17 protein-coding genes are annotated in these 16,942 nt (G+C 60.8%); 7 read left to right on the top strand and 10 right to left on the bottom strand.

Annotated features, from left to right (window positions below):
* Positions 1-35 precede the first annotated feature (35 nt).
* From benB to DIE16_RS04110, 7 genes are all read right to left on the bottom strand, one after another.
* A complete protein-coding gene (gene benB, locus DIE16_RS04140) occupies positions 36-524 on the bottom strand; it encodes a benzoate 1,2-dioxygenase small subunit (RefSeq protein WP_044843430.1) in 489 nt (162 codons plus the stop codon).
* Complete coding sequence (locus DIE16_RS04135; RefSeq protein WP_124891870.1) at positions 521-1,879, bottom strand: Rieske 2Fe-2S domain-containing protein; 1,359 nt, start codon at positions 1,877-1,879, stop codon at positions 521-523. Before DIE16_RS04135 ends, benB begins: the two co-directional genes overlap by 4 nt.
* 116 nt (positions 1,880-1,995) lie before the next feature.
* Complete coding sequence (gene catA, locus DIE16_RS04130) at positions 1,996-2,940, bottom strand: catechol 1,2-dioxygenase (protein ID WP_124891869.1); 945 nt, start codon at positions 2,938-2,940, stop codon at positions 1,996-1,998.
* Between the two features lie 74 nt (positions 2,941-3,014).
* Positions 3,015-3,305 (bottom strand): muconolactone Delta-isomerase, encoded by a 291-nt coding sequence (gene catC, locus DIE16_RS04125; RefSeq protein ID WP_044843427.1) that lies wholly within the window; start codon positions 3,303-3,305, stop codon positions 3,015-3,017.
* A gap of 45 nt (positions 3,306-3,350) precedes the next feature.
* Positions 3,351-4,487 carry a muconate/chloromuconate family cycloisomerase gene (locus DIE16_RS04120; protein ID WP_124666169.1) on the bottom strand — a complete coding sequence of 379 codons (1,137 nt, stop codon included), beginning with the start codon at positions 4,485-4,487 and terminating at the stop codon, positions 3,351-3,353.
* Between the two features lie 604 nt (positions 4,488-5,091).
* A complete protein-coding gene (locus tag DIE16_RS04115) occupies positions 5,092-5,949 on the bottom strand; it encodes a hypothetical protein (protein ID WP_124891868.1) in 858 nt (285 codons plus the stop codon).
* A gap of 13 nt (positions 5,950-5,962) precedes the next feature.
* The gene (locus DIE16_RS04110; protein ID WP_124891867.1) at positions 5,963-6,982 is read right to left on the bottom strand and encodes a hypothetical protein; all 1,020 of its coding nucleotides are present in this window, start codon (positions 6,980-6,982) and stop codon (positions 5,963-5,965) included.
* Between the two features lie 540 nt (positions 6,983-7,522).
* Between DIE16_RS04110 and DIE16_RS04105 the strand changes: the two genes are divergently transcribed.
* Complete coding sequence (locus tag DIE16_RS04105; RefSeq protein WP_185735446.1) at positions 7,523-7,954, top strand: Imm50 family immunity protein; 432 nt, start codon at positions 7,523-7,525, stop codon at positions 7,952-7,954.
* Positions 7,955-8,092: 138 nt separating this feature from the next.
* Here DIE16_RS04105 and DIE16_RS04100 read toward each other — a convergent pair whose 3' ends face one another.
* Together DIE16_RS04100 and DIE16_RS36500 are read right to left on the bottom strand one after the other, a co-directional pair.
* Positions 8,093-8,842: a PGN_0703 family putative restriction endonuclease gene (locus DIE16_RS04100; protein ID WP_124891865.1), complete on the bottom strand. Its 750-nt coding sequence runs from the start codon at positions 8,840-8,842 to the stop codon at positions 8,093-8,095.
* 565 nt (positions 8,843-9,407) lie between these two features.
* On the bottom strand, positions 9,408-9,569 hold the full coding sequence (locus tag DIE16_RS36500; protein ID WP_185735445.1) for a hypothetical protein: 162 nt from the start codon (positions 9,567-9,569) through the stop codon (positions 9,408-9,410).
* Positions 9,570-9,697: 128 nt separating this feature from the next.
* Between DIE16_RS36500 and DIE16_RS04095 the strand changes: the two genes are divergently transcribed.
* From DIE16_RS04095 to DIE16_RS04080, 4 genes are all read left to right on the top strand, one after another.
* Entirely contained in the window at positions 9,698-10,306 is a 609-nt protein-coding gene (locus tag DIE16_RS04095) for a hypothetical protein (protein ID WP_124891864.1), read from the top strand.
* Between the two features lie 1,178 nt (positions 10,307-11,484).
* A complete protein-coding gene (locus DIE16_RS04090) occupies positions 11,485-11,769 on the top strand; it encodes a hypothetical protein (protein WP_124891863.1) in 285 nt (94 codons plus the stop codon).
* Between the two features lie 270 nt (positions 11,770-12,039).
* Entirely contained in the window at positions 12,040-12,432 is a 393-nt protein-coding gene (locus DIE16_RS04085; protein WP_260434334.1) for a colicin immunity protein, read from the top strand.
* A gap of 528 nt (positions 12,433-12,960) precedes the next feature.
* Positions 12,961-13,263: a hypothetical protein gene (locus tag DIE16_RS04080; protein WP_124891862.1), complete on the top strand. Its 303-nt coding sequence runs from the start codon at positions 12,961-12,963 to the stop codon at positions 13,261-13,263.
* 148 nt (positions 13,264-13,411) lie between these two features.
* Here the strand turns inward: DIE16_RS04080 and DIE16_RS04075 are convergent, their stop codons facing one another.
* Complete coding sequence (locus DIE16_RS04075; RefSeq protein WP_124891861.1) at positions 13,412-13,741, bottom strand: hypothetical protein; 330 nt, start codon at positions 13,739-13,741, stop codon at positions 13,412-13,414.
* Between the two features lie 474 nt (positions 13,742-14,215).
* Between DIE16_RS04075 and DIE16_RS04070 the strand changes: the two genes are divergently transcribed.
* Entirely contained in the window at positions 14,216-15,688 is a 1,473-nt protein-coding gene (locus DIE16_RS04070) for a benzaldehyde dehydrogenase (RefSeq protein ID WP_124891860.1), read from the top strand.
* A gap of 14 nt (positions 15,689-15,702) precedes the next feature.
* Positions 15,703-16,830 carry an NAD(P)-dependent alcohol dehydrogenase gene (locus DIE16_RS04065; RefSeq protein WP_124891859.1) on the top strand — a complete coding sequence of 376 codons (1,128 nt, stop codon included), beginning with the start codon at positions 15,703-15,705 and terminating at the stop codon, positions 16,828-16,830.
* The last annotated feature ends 112 nt before the right edge of the window (positions 16,831-16,942 follow it).

Genomic DNA, 16,942 nt, shown 5'->3' with positions numbered 1-16,942 from the left:
TCGTCTCCCTGTGTTACTGGTCGAAACAATCGGCGTCAGACGTGGTACACGTCGAGCACCTGCCGGATGTAGTCGTTCTTCAGCACGATCTTCTTGTTCGAGATCAGCAGCGCGTCGCCCACCTGGCGCAACGTGACGAACATCGTGCCGAAGAAGTGATCGGTCACGCGGTAGCGGTGGTTCAGCGTGTGGAAGTTGTAGCGCACGTCCACCTCGCCGTCGCGCTCGGCCAGCACCTCGACGTTCGTCACGTTGTGGCTCGTGCGCGGCTCGGGCGTCGACGCGCCGCTGCGCTCGGTCTTGATCCGGAACACGCGATCCTCGAGGCCGCCGCGATCCGCGTAGTACATCAGCGAGATCTGGCTGTGCGGATCGTCGGTCGGCCGGTCGTCGTCGTCCCACGCGGGCATCCAGTACGTGACGTCTTCCGTGTAGCAGGTGAGCCACGCGTCCCACTCGCGGTCGTCGAGCAGGCGCGCTTCGCGATACAGCGCCGCGCAGATGGTCCGGTAATCGATGTTCATGCTTCCACCTCCCCGCGTTCCTGCTTCAGTGCATCGCGCATCACGCGCACCCAGTGTTCGTGCTGGCACACGAACAGCCCTTCGTCCTCGCTGCGCTCGCCCGACATGCGCGGGTTCAGCCCCATCCGTTTCGCGTTCTCGTCCGGCCCGTCGATCCACAGCGGCGCGCCGCGCGACAGGTCGTTCCACATCGCCGTGATGCCCGCGTAGCCGGCCTGGCACGCGCGGAACTCCTCGAGGTCGTCGGCCGTGCCCATGCCGCTCACATTGAAGAAGTCCTCGTACTGGCGGATCCGCGTCTCGCGGTCGGCGTCGCTCTCGCCCTTCGGCGCGAAGCAGAAGATGCTGACTTCGGTCTTGTCGACGCCGAGCGGGCGCACCACGCGGATCTGCGTGCTGAACTGGTCCATCAGGAACACGTTCGGGTACACGCACAGGTTGCGCGTCTGGTTCACGATGAAGTCGGCCTGCACTTCGCCCACGCGCGCCTTGATCTCGTCGCGGTGCTGGTACACGGGCCGCACTTCGGGGTTCATCGTCTTGGTCCACAGCAGGATGTGGCCGTGGTCGAAGCCGTACACGCCGGCGACCGACTTGCTCCAACTGTTCGCGTCGACGGCCTTGGTGCCGTCCTCCTTGCGGCGGCCCATCGTCGCCGCGTAGTTCCAGTGCACGGTGCTCACGTGATAGCCGTCGCAGCCGTTCTCCATCTGCATCTTCCAGTTGCCTTCGTAGATGTAGGAGGAGTTGCCGCGCAGCACTTCGAGGCCGTTCGGCGCCTGGTCGACGATCTGGTCGATGATCACGCGCGCCTCGCCGAGGTAGTCCTCGAGCGGCAGCACGTCGTCGCTGAGGCTGCCGAACAGGAAGCCGCGATAGTTCTGGAAGCGCGCGACCTTCTTCAGGTCGTGCGAGCCGTGCGTGTTGAACTGCACCGGATACTCGGTCGTCTTCTCGTCCTTCACCTTCAGCAGCTTGCCGGTGTTCGAGAAGGTCCAGCCGTGGAACGGGCACGTGAAGCTGCCCTTGTTGCCGTGCTTGCGCCGGCACAGCATCGCGCCCTTGTGCGCGCATGCATTGATCACCGCGTGCAGCTCGCCGGTCTTGTCGCGCGTGATGACGACCGGCTGGCGGCCGATCCACGTCGTGTAGTAATCGTTGTTGTTCGGGATCTGGCTTTCGTGCGCGAGGTACACCCAGTTGCGCTCGAAGATGTGCTTCATCTCGAGCTCGTACAGCGCCTCGTTCGTGAAGATGTCGCGGCGGCAGCGGAAGATGCCGGCCTCCTTGTCGTCCTGCACGGCGGTGGCGAGCAGGTGGTCCAGTTCGGTGGTGGGGTCGATCGTGGCGGACATGTTGGTTCCTCCTGTGCGCGTGCCGGGTCCTGCAAGCACGCTCGCATCGGTATCGATTGAATCTCGCGGGAGCCCGGCCGGCGGCGGCGCCTGCGCGCCGCCGGGCCGTCGGGCGGTTATGCCGTGGCGGAAGCGCGCAGGCGTTCGACGATCTGGTTGTCCCTGCCCTCGACGCGCGGCGTCAGGACGAAGTTGAACTCGATGTCCTGGTACGCGTCGGCCTTCAACCCGAGCGCGGCGCCGCCGGTCTTGCCGGTGACGGGCGGGATCAGCTCCTCGCGGGTCGCATACGCGAAGTCGTCCCAGATCAGCGGGTCGCCGTCGATGTTGAACTGGGTCGTCAGCTTGCGGTGGCCGTCGCTCGTCACGAAGAAGTGCACGTGCGCCGGTCGGTTGCCGTGGCGACCGAGGCGGTCGAGCAGCTGCTGCGTCGCGCCCTGCGGCGGGCAGCCGTAGCCGACCGGCATCAGCGTGCGGAACTCGTACTTGCCGTCCGCGCCCGTCTTCACCGCGCCGCGCAGGTTGAAGTCGCTCTGCGAGCCGGTCGGGTCGAAGTGCGAATAGAAGCCGTGCGAGTTCGCGTGCCAGCATTCGACCAGCGCGCCGGCCACCGGCTTGCCGTCGAGATCCTTCACGGTGCCGTGGATCACGAGCGGGCCCGCGCCTGCGTCCGCGTCGAGGTCGATCTTCGCGACGCCGTCGCGCACCGGGGCGCCGGCGACGTACAGCGGGCCTTCGATCGTGCGCGGCGTGCCGCCGTCGAGGCCGATCGCCTCGTCCTCGGCGTCCATCCGGATGTCGAGATACTTCTCGAGGCCGAGGCCGGCCGCGAGCAGCGCCGCTTCGCCGTCCTGGCCGAGCTTGTTCAGGTAGTTCACGCCGGCCCACACTTCGTCGGGCGTGATGTCGAGATCGTCGATCGCCTTGAACAGGTCGCCGAGCAACCGCAGCACGATCTGCTGCGTGCGCGCGTCGCCGCCGTTAGCTCCATTGGCGCCCGCGTTCGACGCGGCCTTCAGCAGATCCTGCACTTCCTTGGTTTCGAAAACTTTGACGCTCATGATGGTGTCTCCACGTGTATTTGGGGAAAGGTGACCCGGGGTGCTCGCCGTTGCAGAAGCGGCGGCTCCGTGGCTCAAACGTCGCCGTCGTGTATCGACGACGGGTGGCGACACAACGGCGTCACCGAAATCTTCATGTACGGGAACAGCGGCAGGCCGGTCAGGATCTCGTGCAGCTCGGCGTTGCCCGACACGTCGAACACGCTGTAGTTCGCGTATTCGCCGGCGATGCGCCAGATGTGGCGCCACTTGCCGCTGCGTTGCAGCTCCTGCGAGTACGCCTTCTCGCGGGTCTTGATCTCGTCGGCCACCGCGGCCGGCAGGTCGGCCGGGAGGTTGACGTCCATGCGTACGTGGAAAAGCATCGTGATGTCCTGGTACGTGAGCAGGTTGTCGCGGGTATTAGCGGGTCAGCGGGCGACTTTCGTCAGCCCGTCGCGGGTGAAGCGCGCGACCTTCGCTTCGTCGAGTTCGATGCCGAGGCCCGGGCCGCTCGGCACGGTCAGCTCGAAATCGCTGTAGTCGAGCGGGGTCGCGAGAATCTCTTCGGTAATCAGTAGCGGTCCGAACAGTTCGGTGCCCCACTGCAGGTTCGCGAAGCTCGCGAACAGATGCGCGGACGCGACCGTGCTGAACGCGCCTTCGAGCATCGTGCCGCCGTACAGCTCGATGCCGGCCGCGTCCGCGATCGCCGCGACGCGTTGCGCCGCGAACAGGCCGCCGCTTTGCTCGATCTTGATCGCGAACACGTCCGCGCCGTGCTGCTTCGCGATCTCGAACGCGCTGTCCGGGCCCTGCAGGATTTCGTCGGCCATCAGCGCGACCGGGAAGCGGCGCATCAGCCGTGCGAGCGCCGCGGCCGACGCGACCGGCTGCTCGACCAGTTCGCAGCCGGCATCGGCGAGCGCCGGAATCGCGCGCGCGGCCTGCGTTTCGCTCCATGCCATGTTCACGTCGACGCGCACCGAGGCACGCTCGCCCACTGCCCGCTTGATCTCGGCCACGTGCCGGATGTCCGCGTCGAGCGCCTTCGCGCCGATCTTCAGCTTGAACACGTTGTGGCGGCGCAGGTCGAGCATCCGTTCGGCTTCGGCGATATCGGTCGCGGTGTTGCCCGATGCGAGCGTCCACGCGACCGGCAGGCGATCGCGCCGGCGGCCGCCGAGCAGTTCGCTGACCGGCACGCCGAGGCGCTTGCCGTGCGCGTCGAGCAGCGCGGTTTCGAGCGCGCTCTTCGCGAAATGATTGACCTTCGCGAGCTTGCCGAGGAACGCCATCAGCGTCTGGATGCGCGTCGCGTCGCGGCCGATGATCGCGGGTGCGAGATACGCGTCGATCGCGAGCTTCATCGCCTCCGGGCTTTCCGGGCCGTAGGCCATCCCGGCGATCGTCGTGCCTTCGCCGAGGCCCGTCACGCCGTCGCTGCAGGTCACCTTCACCAGCATCAGCGTCTGGCCGTGCATCGTGGCGACCGACAGCTTGTGCGGACGGATCGTCGGCAGGTCGACGAGGCGGGTTTCAATGCGTTCGATGGTGACTGAGGACATGGGGCACGCTGCGTGTGGGGAGTTCATGGAACGGATTTATACGCGGCGGGGAAATGGAGCGTCCAATACTTTTGGTCTCGCTTTTTGATACCTGGGAGGTATTGAAAAGCGCATGAAGTTGCGGAATATTGCGGTGTGCCATACCTTTTTTGGCTAGGTATGCGGGCTGGGAGGCTTGCTGGAGCGCGGTCTTGCGGGTCCGGGGTGTTGCTTGGGCAGGGGTGCGGTGCGGCTGCTTTCGGTGGGGGGGAAATCGGCTGAAAACCGGTGGGCTGCCTGAGCCGATCAGGGTTTTCCTGAGGGGATTGGTGGGGTGGCCGCGCGGTCTTCGGGTTTGGCGTCGGTTTCTGCGGATGAACGGATGAAGGTCGGTATGCGTCAGGTGGGGTACCAGGGACGCAACCGACGACGGCGCGAGAGGTCTTCTGACATCGGCGAAGGCCGCAATCCGCCAGGAGCGGTCGCTGCCTCATGCCTCGACATAGCCGCTCGAGCGTCCCTTCCGCCCTTGGCAAGAGACACCCGAGGATCGACGTCTCGGCAGACGCGTATGGCCTTCATCCGAAAAAAGCTGACAGATCGTGTGTCAACTGGACCTTGAGAATCAGTTCCCCTGATCGTGCGGTACCGTGACGGTTGTCGCAGCAGTCGAAACACTACCGCAGTAATTCTTCGCCGAATATATGGCCGTGTAAACCCGACCGGCCTTATCGCTTCCTTTACGTGCGCTCATCACACTGAATGTTGTCGCGGCGGTGCCAACGTCTGCCGAAATATCGCCTGAATTTCCGGCTGGATTCGAGACGACGGAAACGAGTGTGATTAAGGGATTCTGGTCAAAATCGTCTTTAACCGAGATTGTTGCCGTAATCTTGACCATCTTATGGTTGGGCGGCCAGAGTACGTTCGGCGAAGCAGCAACTGACAGTCGGGGTGCTGGACAGAAGCGCTCAAGACTCAACGGAGCGGAAAAGGCGGCATCCCCGCCTCCGTTCAGTGAGACAGTCCAATGCGAGGTCGTATAGGTCTGATCGCTGTTGGGCACGGTCACACTGAAACCCGCGAGGTTGCTCCCCGGTGCTATAGCGGCGTCGGGATTCGTTACGCCCCACTCAAGATCGACGTTCCCCGTTTCTTCCGTCGTGTTCATCACAACATTCCACCCCGGCGGCGACGTGACTGAGGACTGTGGCAGCCCATCCTGGGCATTCAGAGGCATGGTGCGCAGCTCCGGCGCACCGTGATAGTAGTCGAAGCCGACTTGCAATGCGGTGATCGGACTCGTCCCTGCGTTGACGACTCGATAGTGATAGATCGTAAAGCCTGAAGATGGCTCCACGCTCACTTTCACGTCGACTGGAGGGACCTGCTGGGCGTTGGCGGCAATGTCGAACAAGGCACTCGTTGCCAGTACCAGCAGGAGCAAAATGGAATTAACTACATGCCGAGCTTTCGGTGCCATGATGGGTGTCCCTCTACTGATGCTCGAAATGCACTCTGTCCGTCGACGGAAATGGCCGGTATAACTGGCATTGAGCAGCCAGTGCGTCCACGTTAGGAAGTCCGTTGATTGAAATGTCAATCGCCATGCCGCGCGTATGGTTCCCGTTCGGTCCTGCCGGCCGGATATGCGATGCACCGACACCATGCCTATTGAATTCTGCCTGAACCGCAGCCTTCGTCGCAGCACACTCGGGGTCGGTATTGGATCTCAAATTGCCGGGCGCATTCCATTTGTCCCAAATTTCACGCAGGTGGCTCTGATACTCGGACGGCCTGTAAGCCGATGTTAGCCGATTTGCGCCGACGAGCCCGGAGAAGCAGGACCAGGCTGTCTGCATCGACGGCGTCAGATGATCTGTATCGATCGTCTGCCCATTCTCGAACGATTGGGCCACCGGATCGGTGAAAGGAGGGTTCGTCAGCGGAGGAATTGCACAATGGCGAAGCGCGATATTCACCGCCTGGGCCTGGGTCTGATCTCCCCAGCCATCCTGCACCACGGAGAACACGAGTTGAACGTGCTTATTTTTCCATGGGCTTAAATCCTTGGATACAGGGACGTTTGGACTTTGCCAAAAGGTTCCCCAGTTGCTTCCAGAAGGCTGGCCCAATTTACTGACAAGCGGGATAGTGCCAGAAGGGGTGACAAGATTGATATCCAGCCAATCGTATATCCCGCCATCCCACGTCTTGAGCCCGTAAGAAAAATTGACCAGCCCTCCGTCATTAACGTCGATGTCGACGGTCAGCGTGCTTGGTCCGGAGGGCTCCGCCCCAGGGAGGCGTTGGCCGTTCACGCCATAGGGATATGGCGTGTCCCACTCGCCAATCGATGCGTTGATCCCATTCGCCCCTTGAGTCACGGTGACAAAACCGACCCCTCCTTGGGAAACGCCAGTGATTTTCGGTGGGTTGGGCTGCTGTTGCGAGTATGCGGTTGATCCGGTGAACACGGAAATCAAAAACAACCAGAATAACAGTTGCCTGCGCATAGCCGCCCCCCGCTATTTTTCTTCCCGACTTCGTAGCCGCGTCATCAGAAATGACGGGGGCTAGCCCTTTCTAGTCTGAACCTTGTCGATTCAGCTTAGGCGACCGGATGTCCAGCGTCAACCGCGTGGTGCGTAAGCATGTTAAGTACGCCGGCACGGTCCTGGATATTCCCTTGCTCCGATGCCCGAGAAAAACACTCGAGGCAATCGTTCAGTGAATAAGATCGTGGAAGCGGTGATTAGGGAAGGGATGGGGCTTGAGTGTTCGAGTCCAATGACCGTTCGAACTTAGAAGCTGCCGTCGAGGTCGCTGCAGGCCGAAGGGCTGAAGTGGGTCGATCTGCGCCGGTCGTGCGTCACAGGGCGGCGGCCGACCGCGTTCGGCCAACTTGCGACGTTCGGCGCGGGTGTAGAAATCGTCGACAATCATTCGGTGCATAGCTGGCTGGCCGAAACCACGACCGATGTGTCCGATAGGGGGATCTGTTGAAACACGAACCAAATCAATCGGCTTGGCACCTCGCTGCCGGAAACGAGCTCTTGCTCAAGCTATTCAACGAGTACCCAACGTTCCACGATGCCATGGTGTGCTCAGTGAGCATGGAGCGGGCGAAACGCGTGAAATCTGCCACGCCGGGGGTGCTGTTCGATCCACGGAAATTGGAACTGGTCGACGTCCTGCTTGAATTGAAACATAGAGTCCCACGCAGCCGCGCCGAGCGGGTTGGTCAGATTGATTATGGAGTCACCGTAGCCCTGCTCGACGTTCAAGCGTGCGATATCGATCTAAACGCAATGCTAGCTGACAGCTTCGTGAATGAAGTGACCTTGTCTCGCGAAACCGATGGACTGTTTCTGTTCGATCTTGAACCGAACATAGGGCTGAGTATGAGCGTTCGGTGTGCCGAAGTGCAGGTGCGTGCGGTTTGGCCGTACCCGGCTGAATCTCCGTTCGACGAGCTCTTGCCATAGGTCGTCGGCGACGGCCACTTCCGGCTGCGCCTCTTCAATGGCCGCTATGTAAAATGTCGCAGGTCTCTTGTGGGGTGCTCTTGGCCGATCGCGCCATTTCAACGGCGATGGTGATGCAATGCGTTCCGCGTGTTCCTATCATGGTTCGAACGCTTCGATGATTGCTTGTCCATGTGCTGCGATTCGGCTGTCGAGCAGAGACCAGGTCCCAAGCCACTCCCTGTAGCTCGCGGAATGAAACGTCACTGCGTCACCGGCAACTGCTTCTGCAAAGCTGGCAATTTCGTCCCGGTGCCGGGCGAGGTTATCCGGGGCGATGGCAAGGCCGCCTCGCGCCGCGGGTTCAGCGAAAAGATAAAACAACGCGGGTGCCCGGTTGCGTCGGCCGCCTTCGGTCACCAAACCGAACGCGTGCTTGACCAGTTGCGCGGCATCGAGGTGAACATACCTTACATCTCCGGAGCGCAATCGGTCGCGCATCCTTTCATAACCCTTCATATTGGCGCCCCACACCGGGCGGTCATAGGCGTCTGACAGGCTGACCGATTTCGCGTCCCGGAAGGGCTCAAAACGCTTGCTCTCTATTCCGATGAGGTACCTGGGCGTCTGCACGATGGCGTCGAGCCAAGGATGGCGCCCTCCGGCCCAGGGAAATCGCGCACAGAATTCGATGTCTACCAGTTCCGGAACGCCTGCGTTCTCGAGGCCTTTCAGTGGCGGCAGTTGGCGAGGTCGCTCAATGAACCAGCCAAAACAATTGACCGCGAGTGCCGCGGAGCTTTCAGGGCTCGAAAACTTCCCGGATTCAATCTCCTTGCCTCCGGCTTTCGCGAGGCGGTCAAGCACATGATTGACGGGAATTCCGGATAGAAATGGTTGGCCGTCCACACATCCCCCCGCATCGGATTGACGAATATGCCGAACGGCCGAGCCAGCAAGGCGCTTGCGAGTCGGTTCAGCCTAATGTAGTGCTCGACGCCCCGCACTCGGTCTTTGAGTGGGACGAGCAGGCACCTGCTCTGCCCGAAAGATGTCAACTCGGCTTGCCGTACCGAAACCCGCGCCCCCCACGTCGTCGACATGTCGGAAGATGCTACATAGGGAGCGAGTCGACCGCAATGGCCATTGCATCTTGGACGTTGTCGTCGCAGCGGTGGAGCCGCTAATGACGGCAGTAGGTCGGTTTGAGCCGATCGCGGACCGCCGGGAGGGCAATCGGCCGGGTTCGGCCAGGAGGCGACATTCGTCTATGCTGTCACCTGGGCAGTCGGACATCGGTTCGGTCCAGTAAAACCGCCAGTCGGTTGGCGAAGATGCCGCTACCGTAGGCCAGCCATCAAAACTCCATTGGGGACTCGTTTTGGAACGCTCTCCGGGTAACGTCCGAGCAGGATGTTACAGAAATGCAACCTCGTCGAACGGCATTGTCTTGGGTTGAGCAAGGCTTCATAGATCACAAGAAATAAATCAAATCAATCACTTGCTCTGCAATGCGCCCGGAACTTTCCGGGCGGTAATGTTGCGTGCCTGAAACAATTTGTACGGAAAAAAAGCGCAAACCACAAGAATCACCATGGATGCGTTGCGCCGTTCCCCAGATCTTCAGGGTTGGCACAATCTGTGCTGCCTGTCCCTAAGCCGAATTATTCGGTGTGTGTTCGAAGTAAACGATCCCGCCCTCCGGCGAGGTTTCCGCCACGCACAGGAGCGGGAAATCAATATATGACGCAATCGGGGTGAACTATGAATACCAAGACCGCGCTGGCAGCGCTTGCTCTCGTCGGGTTATGTGGTTGTGTCACACAGGGCGGGGCTCCCACTGCTATGCGTGTGGAAAAGAGTCGAACATTCGACGCCCCTTTCGACGTGGTATGGCCAGCAATAATCGATAGCATCGCAGAACAAAATTTACCGATCACCACACTCGAAAAGGTAAGCGGTCTAATAGCCATAAGCGGCGTTTCTTATTCCCCAAATGACGCAAACGAGGGGTATCGCGGTGCGGTAATGGGGGTTCCCGATCTAGTAACTGCCCGCGCCGCAAGGTTTAATATTTTCGCGACGTCGCAGGAAGGTGGAAAGACGACCGTCAAAGTAAACACAAGCTTCACAATGCAGGTGCGCACGGGAAATGGATCCAATCTTTTCCCATACCGATACCAAACAGAAGAAGCATTTTCGAATGGCAATTTCGAGAAGCGAGTATTTAGCGAAATTTCTTATCGCGTTAACCACGGTCCCGAACTGAAGAGGGCAGTTAAAACAGGTTCGGTAACGGGTGATTCAGACGACGGTGGAATGCATTGCGTGCAAGGCATCGGTGGAACAATATGCACGCACACCAATCAATGATGCATTTAATTAAAATGCGAGGCGCCCTTCTTCGCTGTGATGGCGTACGGCGAGCTTGCAGTAATCAGATGCATTCAGGAAGGACGTCGGCAATGTGCTGCCGACGTTCGCGCGGAATTATGCGTCGGCGCGCCGCTCTGCATTTGAGTGAAAAAACAGGCGATGGTCGATGAAAATTGTTGCGGCAACGCGGATTTCGGCCGTCGATGGGTGCGTAGTTAATCGGGCCATCGCAATGGCGGCTCAAAAATGCTAAGAACTACGGAGACCACCAATGAAGTCGATCGGAGTTGTGGTGGCGCTTGCATTCGTTGCAAGCCTGGCATACGCGCAGCAGTACGCAATCGACCCCCAGACGGGTCAGGCATACCCAGTCGTCCAAACCAAGCGTGGTGCGATGGCACAGAACCCGGAGACCGGACAGACGTACCAGATAGTTCAGCCGTCGCAGACGTGTGACGATGCGAAATGGCGCCTGCAAGAGAATACTCGCATGGCAGCCGCACAGGGTCGCCCATTACCGGCAAACTTCATTGCCGCATCCCGGCGCCGGATTGCCCGCTTGTGCGAGCAGTAACGTCTCCCCACCCGGCATGGAGTTGTAATTGATGTTCGCTGTGATGCGGTAGCGGCCGATCCTCGAAGGGCGAACGTAGAACTTGGCGTAGCTTTGTGCGCCAGGCCTTATCAGTTAAGACGCAGATGCTGCAGCATCATTGGGGTGACGGTTGCAGGTGCTGCTGCGGGTTGCGTGCTCATGTGACCGGGTAAAGTTGCTTTGGCGGCCCGACTTTACCAGCGCCTCTGACGCGGGAGTACGAAGTTCGCCGTCCGGCCAGTTTCCGGCGGCCACACCGGAGGTTACCGGCCAGAAGCGGTCAACCGACGGCTCGGAGAGATCGGTAACAATCAGTCCAGTTCTTACGGGGGCAGGGAAACGTACATCGCCGGCAAACAACCGAGACGCAACTAGAACAAAGTGCTTGAGACAAGGGGGCACGAATATGCGATCCAGTCTTCACTCTTGCATTTCGATTGCTACGACATTTGTTCTCTGCCTGTGTCTTGGGGCTTGCAAGCAGGAACAAGACAAGTGGCCTGCTCTATTGCAAAACGTGACGGCGAGTGGTGGTTACTGGGGCGCGTGCCCGCCTAAGGACAGGATCGGACAGGAAACGTTGAAAACCATGGGGCGGCTTGGAACATCGCCTGAACTTGACGCCCGATTGAATGCCGGTTTCCCTCCTGGATCGGATGCTCAGAAACTCGAAAGGATCCTTGCTGAACAAGGATTTCACCTTGACGGTGTCTGCCAGACAGACCGGTCGATTCATGCTGCCGACTTTTTCCGTAAAGGCGAGGACTTCCTATCTTACGGTGTGTCCGCAGAAGTCTATTGGAAAGTGGATCAAATCGGAAAAATCGAGTGGACGAAAGGATTTGTTATGTTTGTCGGCTTATAGAATCATCGGATTGTTGACAACAAAGACTGTGGTTGGTCGATTGAATGACCGTTTGCAAATCACTAAAGGACCGCTCAGGGTGATAACGGCCTGTCGCTGAAAGGGTAGGGATTCAAGATATTGTTGACGAAGGTCTCACTGGGGCGGCGCTGGGCAAACGAGGTCCGGCGAAGACCCCGGATGGCGTGGCGAGAGAAATCCAGCAACCGTATATGGCTCACCTGACTGCTATGTCACCCCGTGAATGACCGAACCGGCGAGGTGGTGCAGGTGAGCGACAAGACCGGTCCGGCCGGCGCGTTGACTCTCGGATTACGTGGAAATGAAAGAATGAACATTGATCGTGGTCGTCTATATCATTCGTCGGATGACTTCTTCGCCCTCGGTGAAAATCCGGCGATGAAGCTCTCGACAGCCGCTGCAACCGATGTCTGTGAGCGCGCGGCCCAATATGGCTTGGTCGTCGCTCGAATTGAAGGCGGCATCTGGCATTTGGATCCCCCCCAATTCGAGGCGCGGTACGATTGCATTTGGGACGGCGCAGATCCGCCCATCGACGTGAATTCAGCGGATCAGAATAACCATGCGGGAGCTGAATTTATTCGACGAATGAGTCCGCCCAACGACGTTTTCGTGCTGATGACCCTGCCGATAACAGGGTGAAGGCAGTATGCGGATTCTTGGCTTCGGGAGGTTTATAGAAATTCGTGTGAGCGTTGATAGCGAAGTTAATCAAGAGAAGCAGCAGTCTGGTCAATTGAACGACTTCTTCCCAAATTGCTGAAGGCTCACTTCGGGTCGGTAACGGCCGGTCCCTAAAAGGGCAGGCGTAGGTCTTGGCGTAGCTTTGGGCGTCAGGCCTTGTCAGATAAAGCGCAGGTACTGCTGCATCATTGGGGTGACGGTTGCAGGTGCTGCGGTGGGTTGCGTGCTCATGTGACCGGGGAAAAGTTGCTTTGGCCGCCCGAGTTTACCAGTGGGCCGGACACGGCTGGCGAAGTTGGCCGTTTGGTCAGTTGCTCGGGATCCGCGCGACGAATGTTTCCGCCCCAGCTTCTGGGCTTCGAGTGGCGGGAATGACCCACCACGTAGTGCAAACCCCGACACGCCGTTTGCAGTCGACAGGTCTAGATTATGACTATACGGGCGCTGCCTCGGGCGCCGGTCCAGTGCGTGGTCGTGAGGCTCGTCATGACTGTAAAGATCAAAGAAATGTCGACGCGTGCCAAACGGATACTACATGTCACTGGCATGCTCGCCGTTATCAACTTCTTCGCTTTCTGGTTCGCCGCTGTCTACTTGGGCGGTGACGCCCTGAACGGTTATGTGCGCGATCTGCACTACTTTGTTTGCGCACATGGCTCATGCCATGAGGTCACCCACTCGATCTGGAGGTACAGCTATTGGCATGCGACATCTGCTTTAGCAGGTATCGCACTGATATTCATCGAGAGTGCGATTCTTATAAATTCCGGAGACATCGTCGTTGATTGATGCGTCGCGGTCTAATGGCCGAACCCCAAAAGAGTTGGCGTGGGTCATAGCATAGCTTTGTGCGTAGCGCCTTGTCATATAAGGCGCAGGTATGATCACAGTGGACTCGGATATGAAGATGTATTCGCAACTATTAACGCCCCCCTGTTTACGGCGCCGCCACAATGAATATTCGAATTATTGCTACCGTGCCGATGATGATTGTAATCATTGTCAATAATGGAATGAATATTGTTTTTCTTCTCTCTCCTTTTGCATTAAATGTAGCGAAGTTATATATACTCGGATATGATTTTTTTACTCGAAACGGAATGACAAACATCGCGATAAGTGTCAAGACGAAGCATGCGTCTCGCCAATGAGCCATTTGGGTTGATATTGGTGCTCGACCGTGACCGTAAAATGCGCGAACGTAGTAGAAAAACAAAACCGCCGAGACCAATGCGGCGTCCATCAAATGCAAGGCAATTTTCTTCATGATGCTACCCCGCCAAGCTTTGATTGTTGCGTTTGGTAGCAATTAGATGCAATGGCAGCGGAGTTTTCAAGGAATCGTTAACCCCATTGCATTTCACACACGTCAATTCGAAAGAGTTGTAAACTTTCGCGCGGCGTTTGGCCCATCTGAAGCGAATGGCTGCTTTGTAGAAAGGCGGCTGTCCGCTCCGGGTCGGTAACTGCCGATCCGGAAAAACATGAGCGCAGGTCTTGGCACAGATTCGCGCGATGAGCGTTGTCAGACACGGCGCAGCTCCTACTGCACCAACAATCCCCGCACCGACTGTTCAATTTCCGCACACCGAATCGCAGGCACCCACCGACCCGCGCGGCCTCGCCGGGTGGGAATAAACCCGTATAGCCCCGCCTCTCCTCACCTGCCTACCCTCGCGCGCATGCCGGTCGGGCGGCGCAACGCCCGCTCCGGCCGATCGGAATTTCGTGAGGAGACTACATGGATAGCAGCAGCAACACCGCACTGTTCGACGCCGACATCTGGCGCGGCAAGACCTTCACCGGCCGCTGGCACGCGAGCCCGCACACGGCCGACGTAATCGAACCCGCAACGGGCAACACACTCGGCCGCATCGGTCTCGCGGATGCCGGGACAATCGCCGACGCATCGGCCGCCGCCCATCGCGCACAGCCCGCCTGGTTCGCCCTGCCCTACGACGACCGCGCGGCGGTCCTGCGCCGCGCCGCAACCGTCGCCGAAACGCACTTCGATGCGATCGTCGACTGGCTCGTGCGCGAAAGTGGCTCGACGCGCGCGAAGGCGTCGTTCGAAACCTCCGTCACGATCAAGGCACTGCACGAAGCAGCCGGGCTGCCGTCGCGCGCGGCCGGCGAAGTGCTGCCGTCGGCGGCCGGCCGGCTGTCGCTCGCGCGCCGCCGCCCGCGCGGCGTGGTCGGCGTGATTTCGCCGTTCAACTTCCCGCTGTACCTCGCGATGCGCGCGGTCGCACCGGCGCTCGCGCTCGGCAACGCGGTCGTGCTGAAACCCGATCCGCGCACGGCCGTATGCGGCGGCGTCGCGATCGCGCGCGTGTTCGAACTCGCCGGCCTGCCGGAAGGCGTGCTGCACGTGCTGCCCGGCGACGGCGCGGCCGGTGCGGCGCTGGTCGCCGATCCGCACGTCGCGATGATCCAGTTCACCGGCTCCACAGCGGCCGGGCGCAAGGTCGGCGAAGCGGCGGGCCGCCACCTGAAGAAGGTGTCGCTCGAACTCGGCGGCAAGAACTCGCTGATGGTGCTCGACGACGCCGATCTCGACCGCGCCGTCGCCAACACCGCATGGGGCGCGTATCTGCATCAAGGCCAGATCTGCATGGCGACCGGCCGCGTGCTCGTGCAGCGCACGATTCACGACCGCTTCGTCGCGAAGCTCGTCGAGAAGGCACAAAGCCTGCGGGTCGGCGACCCCGCGACCGCGGACGTCAGCCTCGGCCCGCTGATCAACGCCGCGCAGCGCGATCATGCGGCGAGCGTGGTCGACGCGGCCCGTCGGGCCGGCGCACGCGTCGAGACGGGCGGCGGCCATCGCGACCTGTTCTTCGAGTCGACCGTGCTGAGCGGCGTCGCGCCGGGCAACCCGGCATTCGACGAGGAGATCTTCGGGCCGGTCGCGATCGTCGTGCCGTTCGATACGGACGAAGATGCGATCGCGCTCGCGAACCGGACAGAATACGGGCTGTCGATGGCGATCCTGTCCGCCGACGTCGGGCGCGCGCTCAGGATCGGCGAGCGCTTGAACACCGGGCTGCTGCACATCAACGACCAGACGGTCAACGACGAAGTGATCAACCCGTTCGGCGGCGTCGGCGCATCGGGCAACGGCTCGAGCATCGGCGGCAGCGCGAACTGGGAAGAATTCACGCAGTGGCAGTGGCTGACGATCAAGGGTGAAGCGCCGCTTTACCCGCTTTGACGAGGAGACCGACCATGTACACCGAAAACGATACGCGCGCCGTCACCGCGGCCGTCGCACGTGCCGCCGGCGCGCCCTTCTCAATCGAATCCGCCCGGCTCCGCGCGCCGCGCGGTGACGAGGTGCTGGTGCGCGTCGTCGCGACGGGCCTGTGCCACACCGACCTGATCGTGCGCGACCAGTATTACCCGGTGCCGCTGCCGGCGGTGCTCGGTCATGAAGGCGCCGGCGTGGTCGAGGCGGTCGGCCCGAACGTGAAGACGCTCGCCGCGGGTGACCACGTCGTGCTCACCTACGGCGCATGTGGCCACTGCGCGTCGTGCGTCGGCGGTCACGGCGCGTATTGCCGGCAGTTCTTCGGGTTGAACTTCGGCGGCGCCGACGCCGACGGACAGACCGCGATCCGCGACGCAGCCGGGCAACCGCTGCACGATCATTTCTTCGCGCAGTCGTCGTTCGCGAGCTACGCGCTCGCCCGCGAAAACAACGCGATCAAGGTGCCGACGCAGGCGCCGCTCGAACTGCTCGGGCCGCTCGGTTGCGGGATCCAGACCGGCGCGGGCGCGGTGATCAATTCGCTCGCGGTGCGCACGGGCAGCAGCTTCGCGAGCTTCGGTGCCGGCGCGGTCGGCATGAGTGCCGTGATGGCCGCGCGCGTCGCGGGCGCCACCACCATCATCGCCGTCGACATCGTGCCGTCGCGGCTCGCGCTGGCGCTGGAGCTCGGCGCGACGCACGCGATCAACAGCAAGGAAGTCGACGTCGTCGACGCGATCCGCGAGCTCACCGGCGGCGGCGTCGACTACGCGCTCGAGTCGACCGGACTGCCGGCCGTGCTGTCGCAAGGGATCGATGCGCTCGGCTCGCGCGGCACGATGGGCGTGGTCGGCGCGCCGAAGCTCGGCACCAAGGCCGAATTCGACGTGAACAGCTTGCTGCTCGGCGGCCACACGATCCGCGGCATCGTCGAAGGCGACAGCGTGCCGCAGACGTTCATTCCGCAGCTCGTGCAGTTGTATCTGCAAGGACGGTTTCCGTTCGACCGGCTGGTGAAGTTCTATCCGCTCGACCAGATCAACCAGGCGGCGGAAGACAGCAGCAAAGGCATCACGCTCAAGCCGATCCTGCGTTTGCCGCATTGAGCGCGGGGACGCCGCCGGCCAACGGTGGCCATCGTGGCTATCGGGCTGCCATCGGCGGCGCCCCTGTCGGGAAAATACCGCGCTCCTGGCGCCGGGCTATATTACGCATTCG

This window comes from Burkholderia sp. Bp9090 (assembly GCF_003857985.1).
Classification (GTDB): domain Bacteria; phylum Pseudomonadota; class Gammaproteobacteria; order Burkholderiales; family Burkholderiaceae; genus Burkholderia.
The sequence above is the reverse complement of the archived record's forward strand: the minus strand, read 5'-3'. Positions and strand labels throughout refer to the sequence as shown.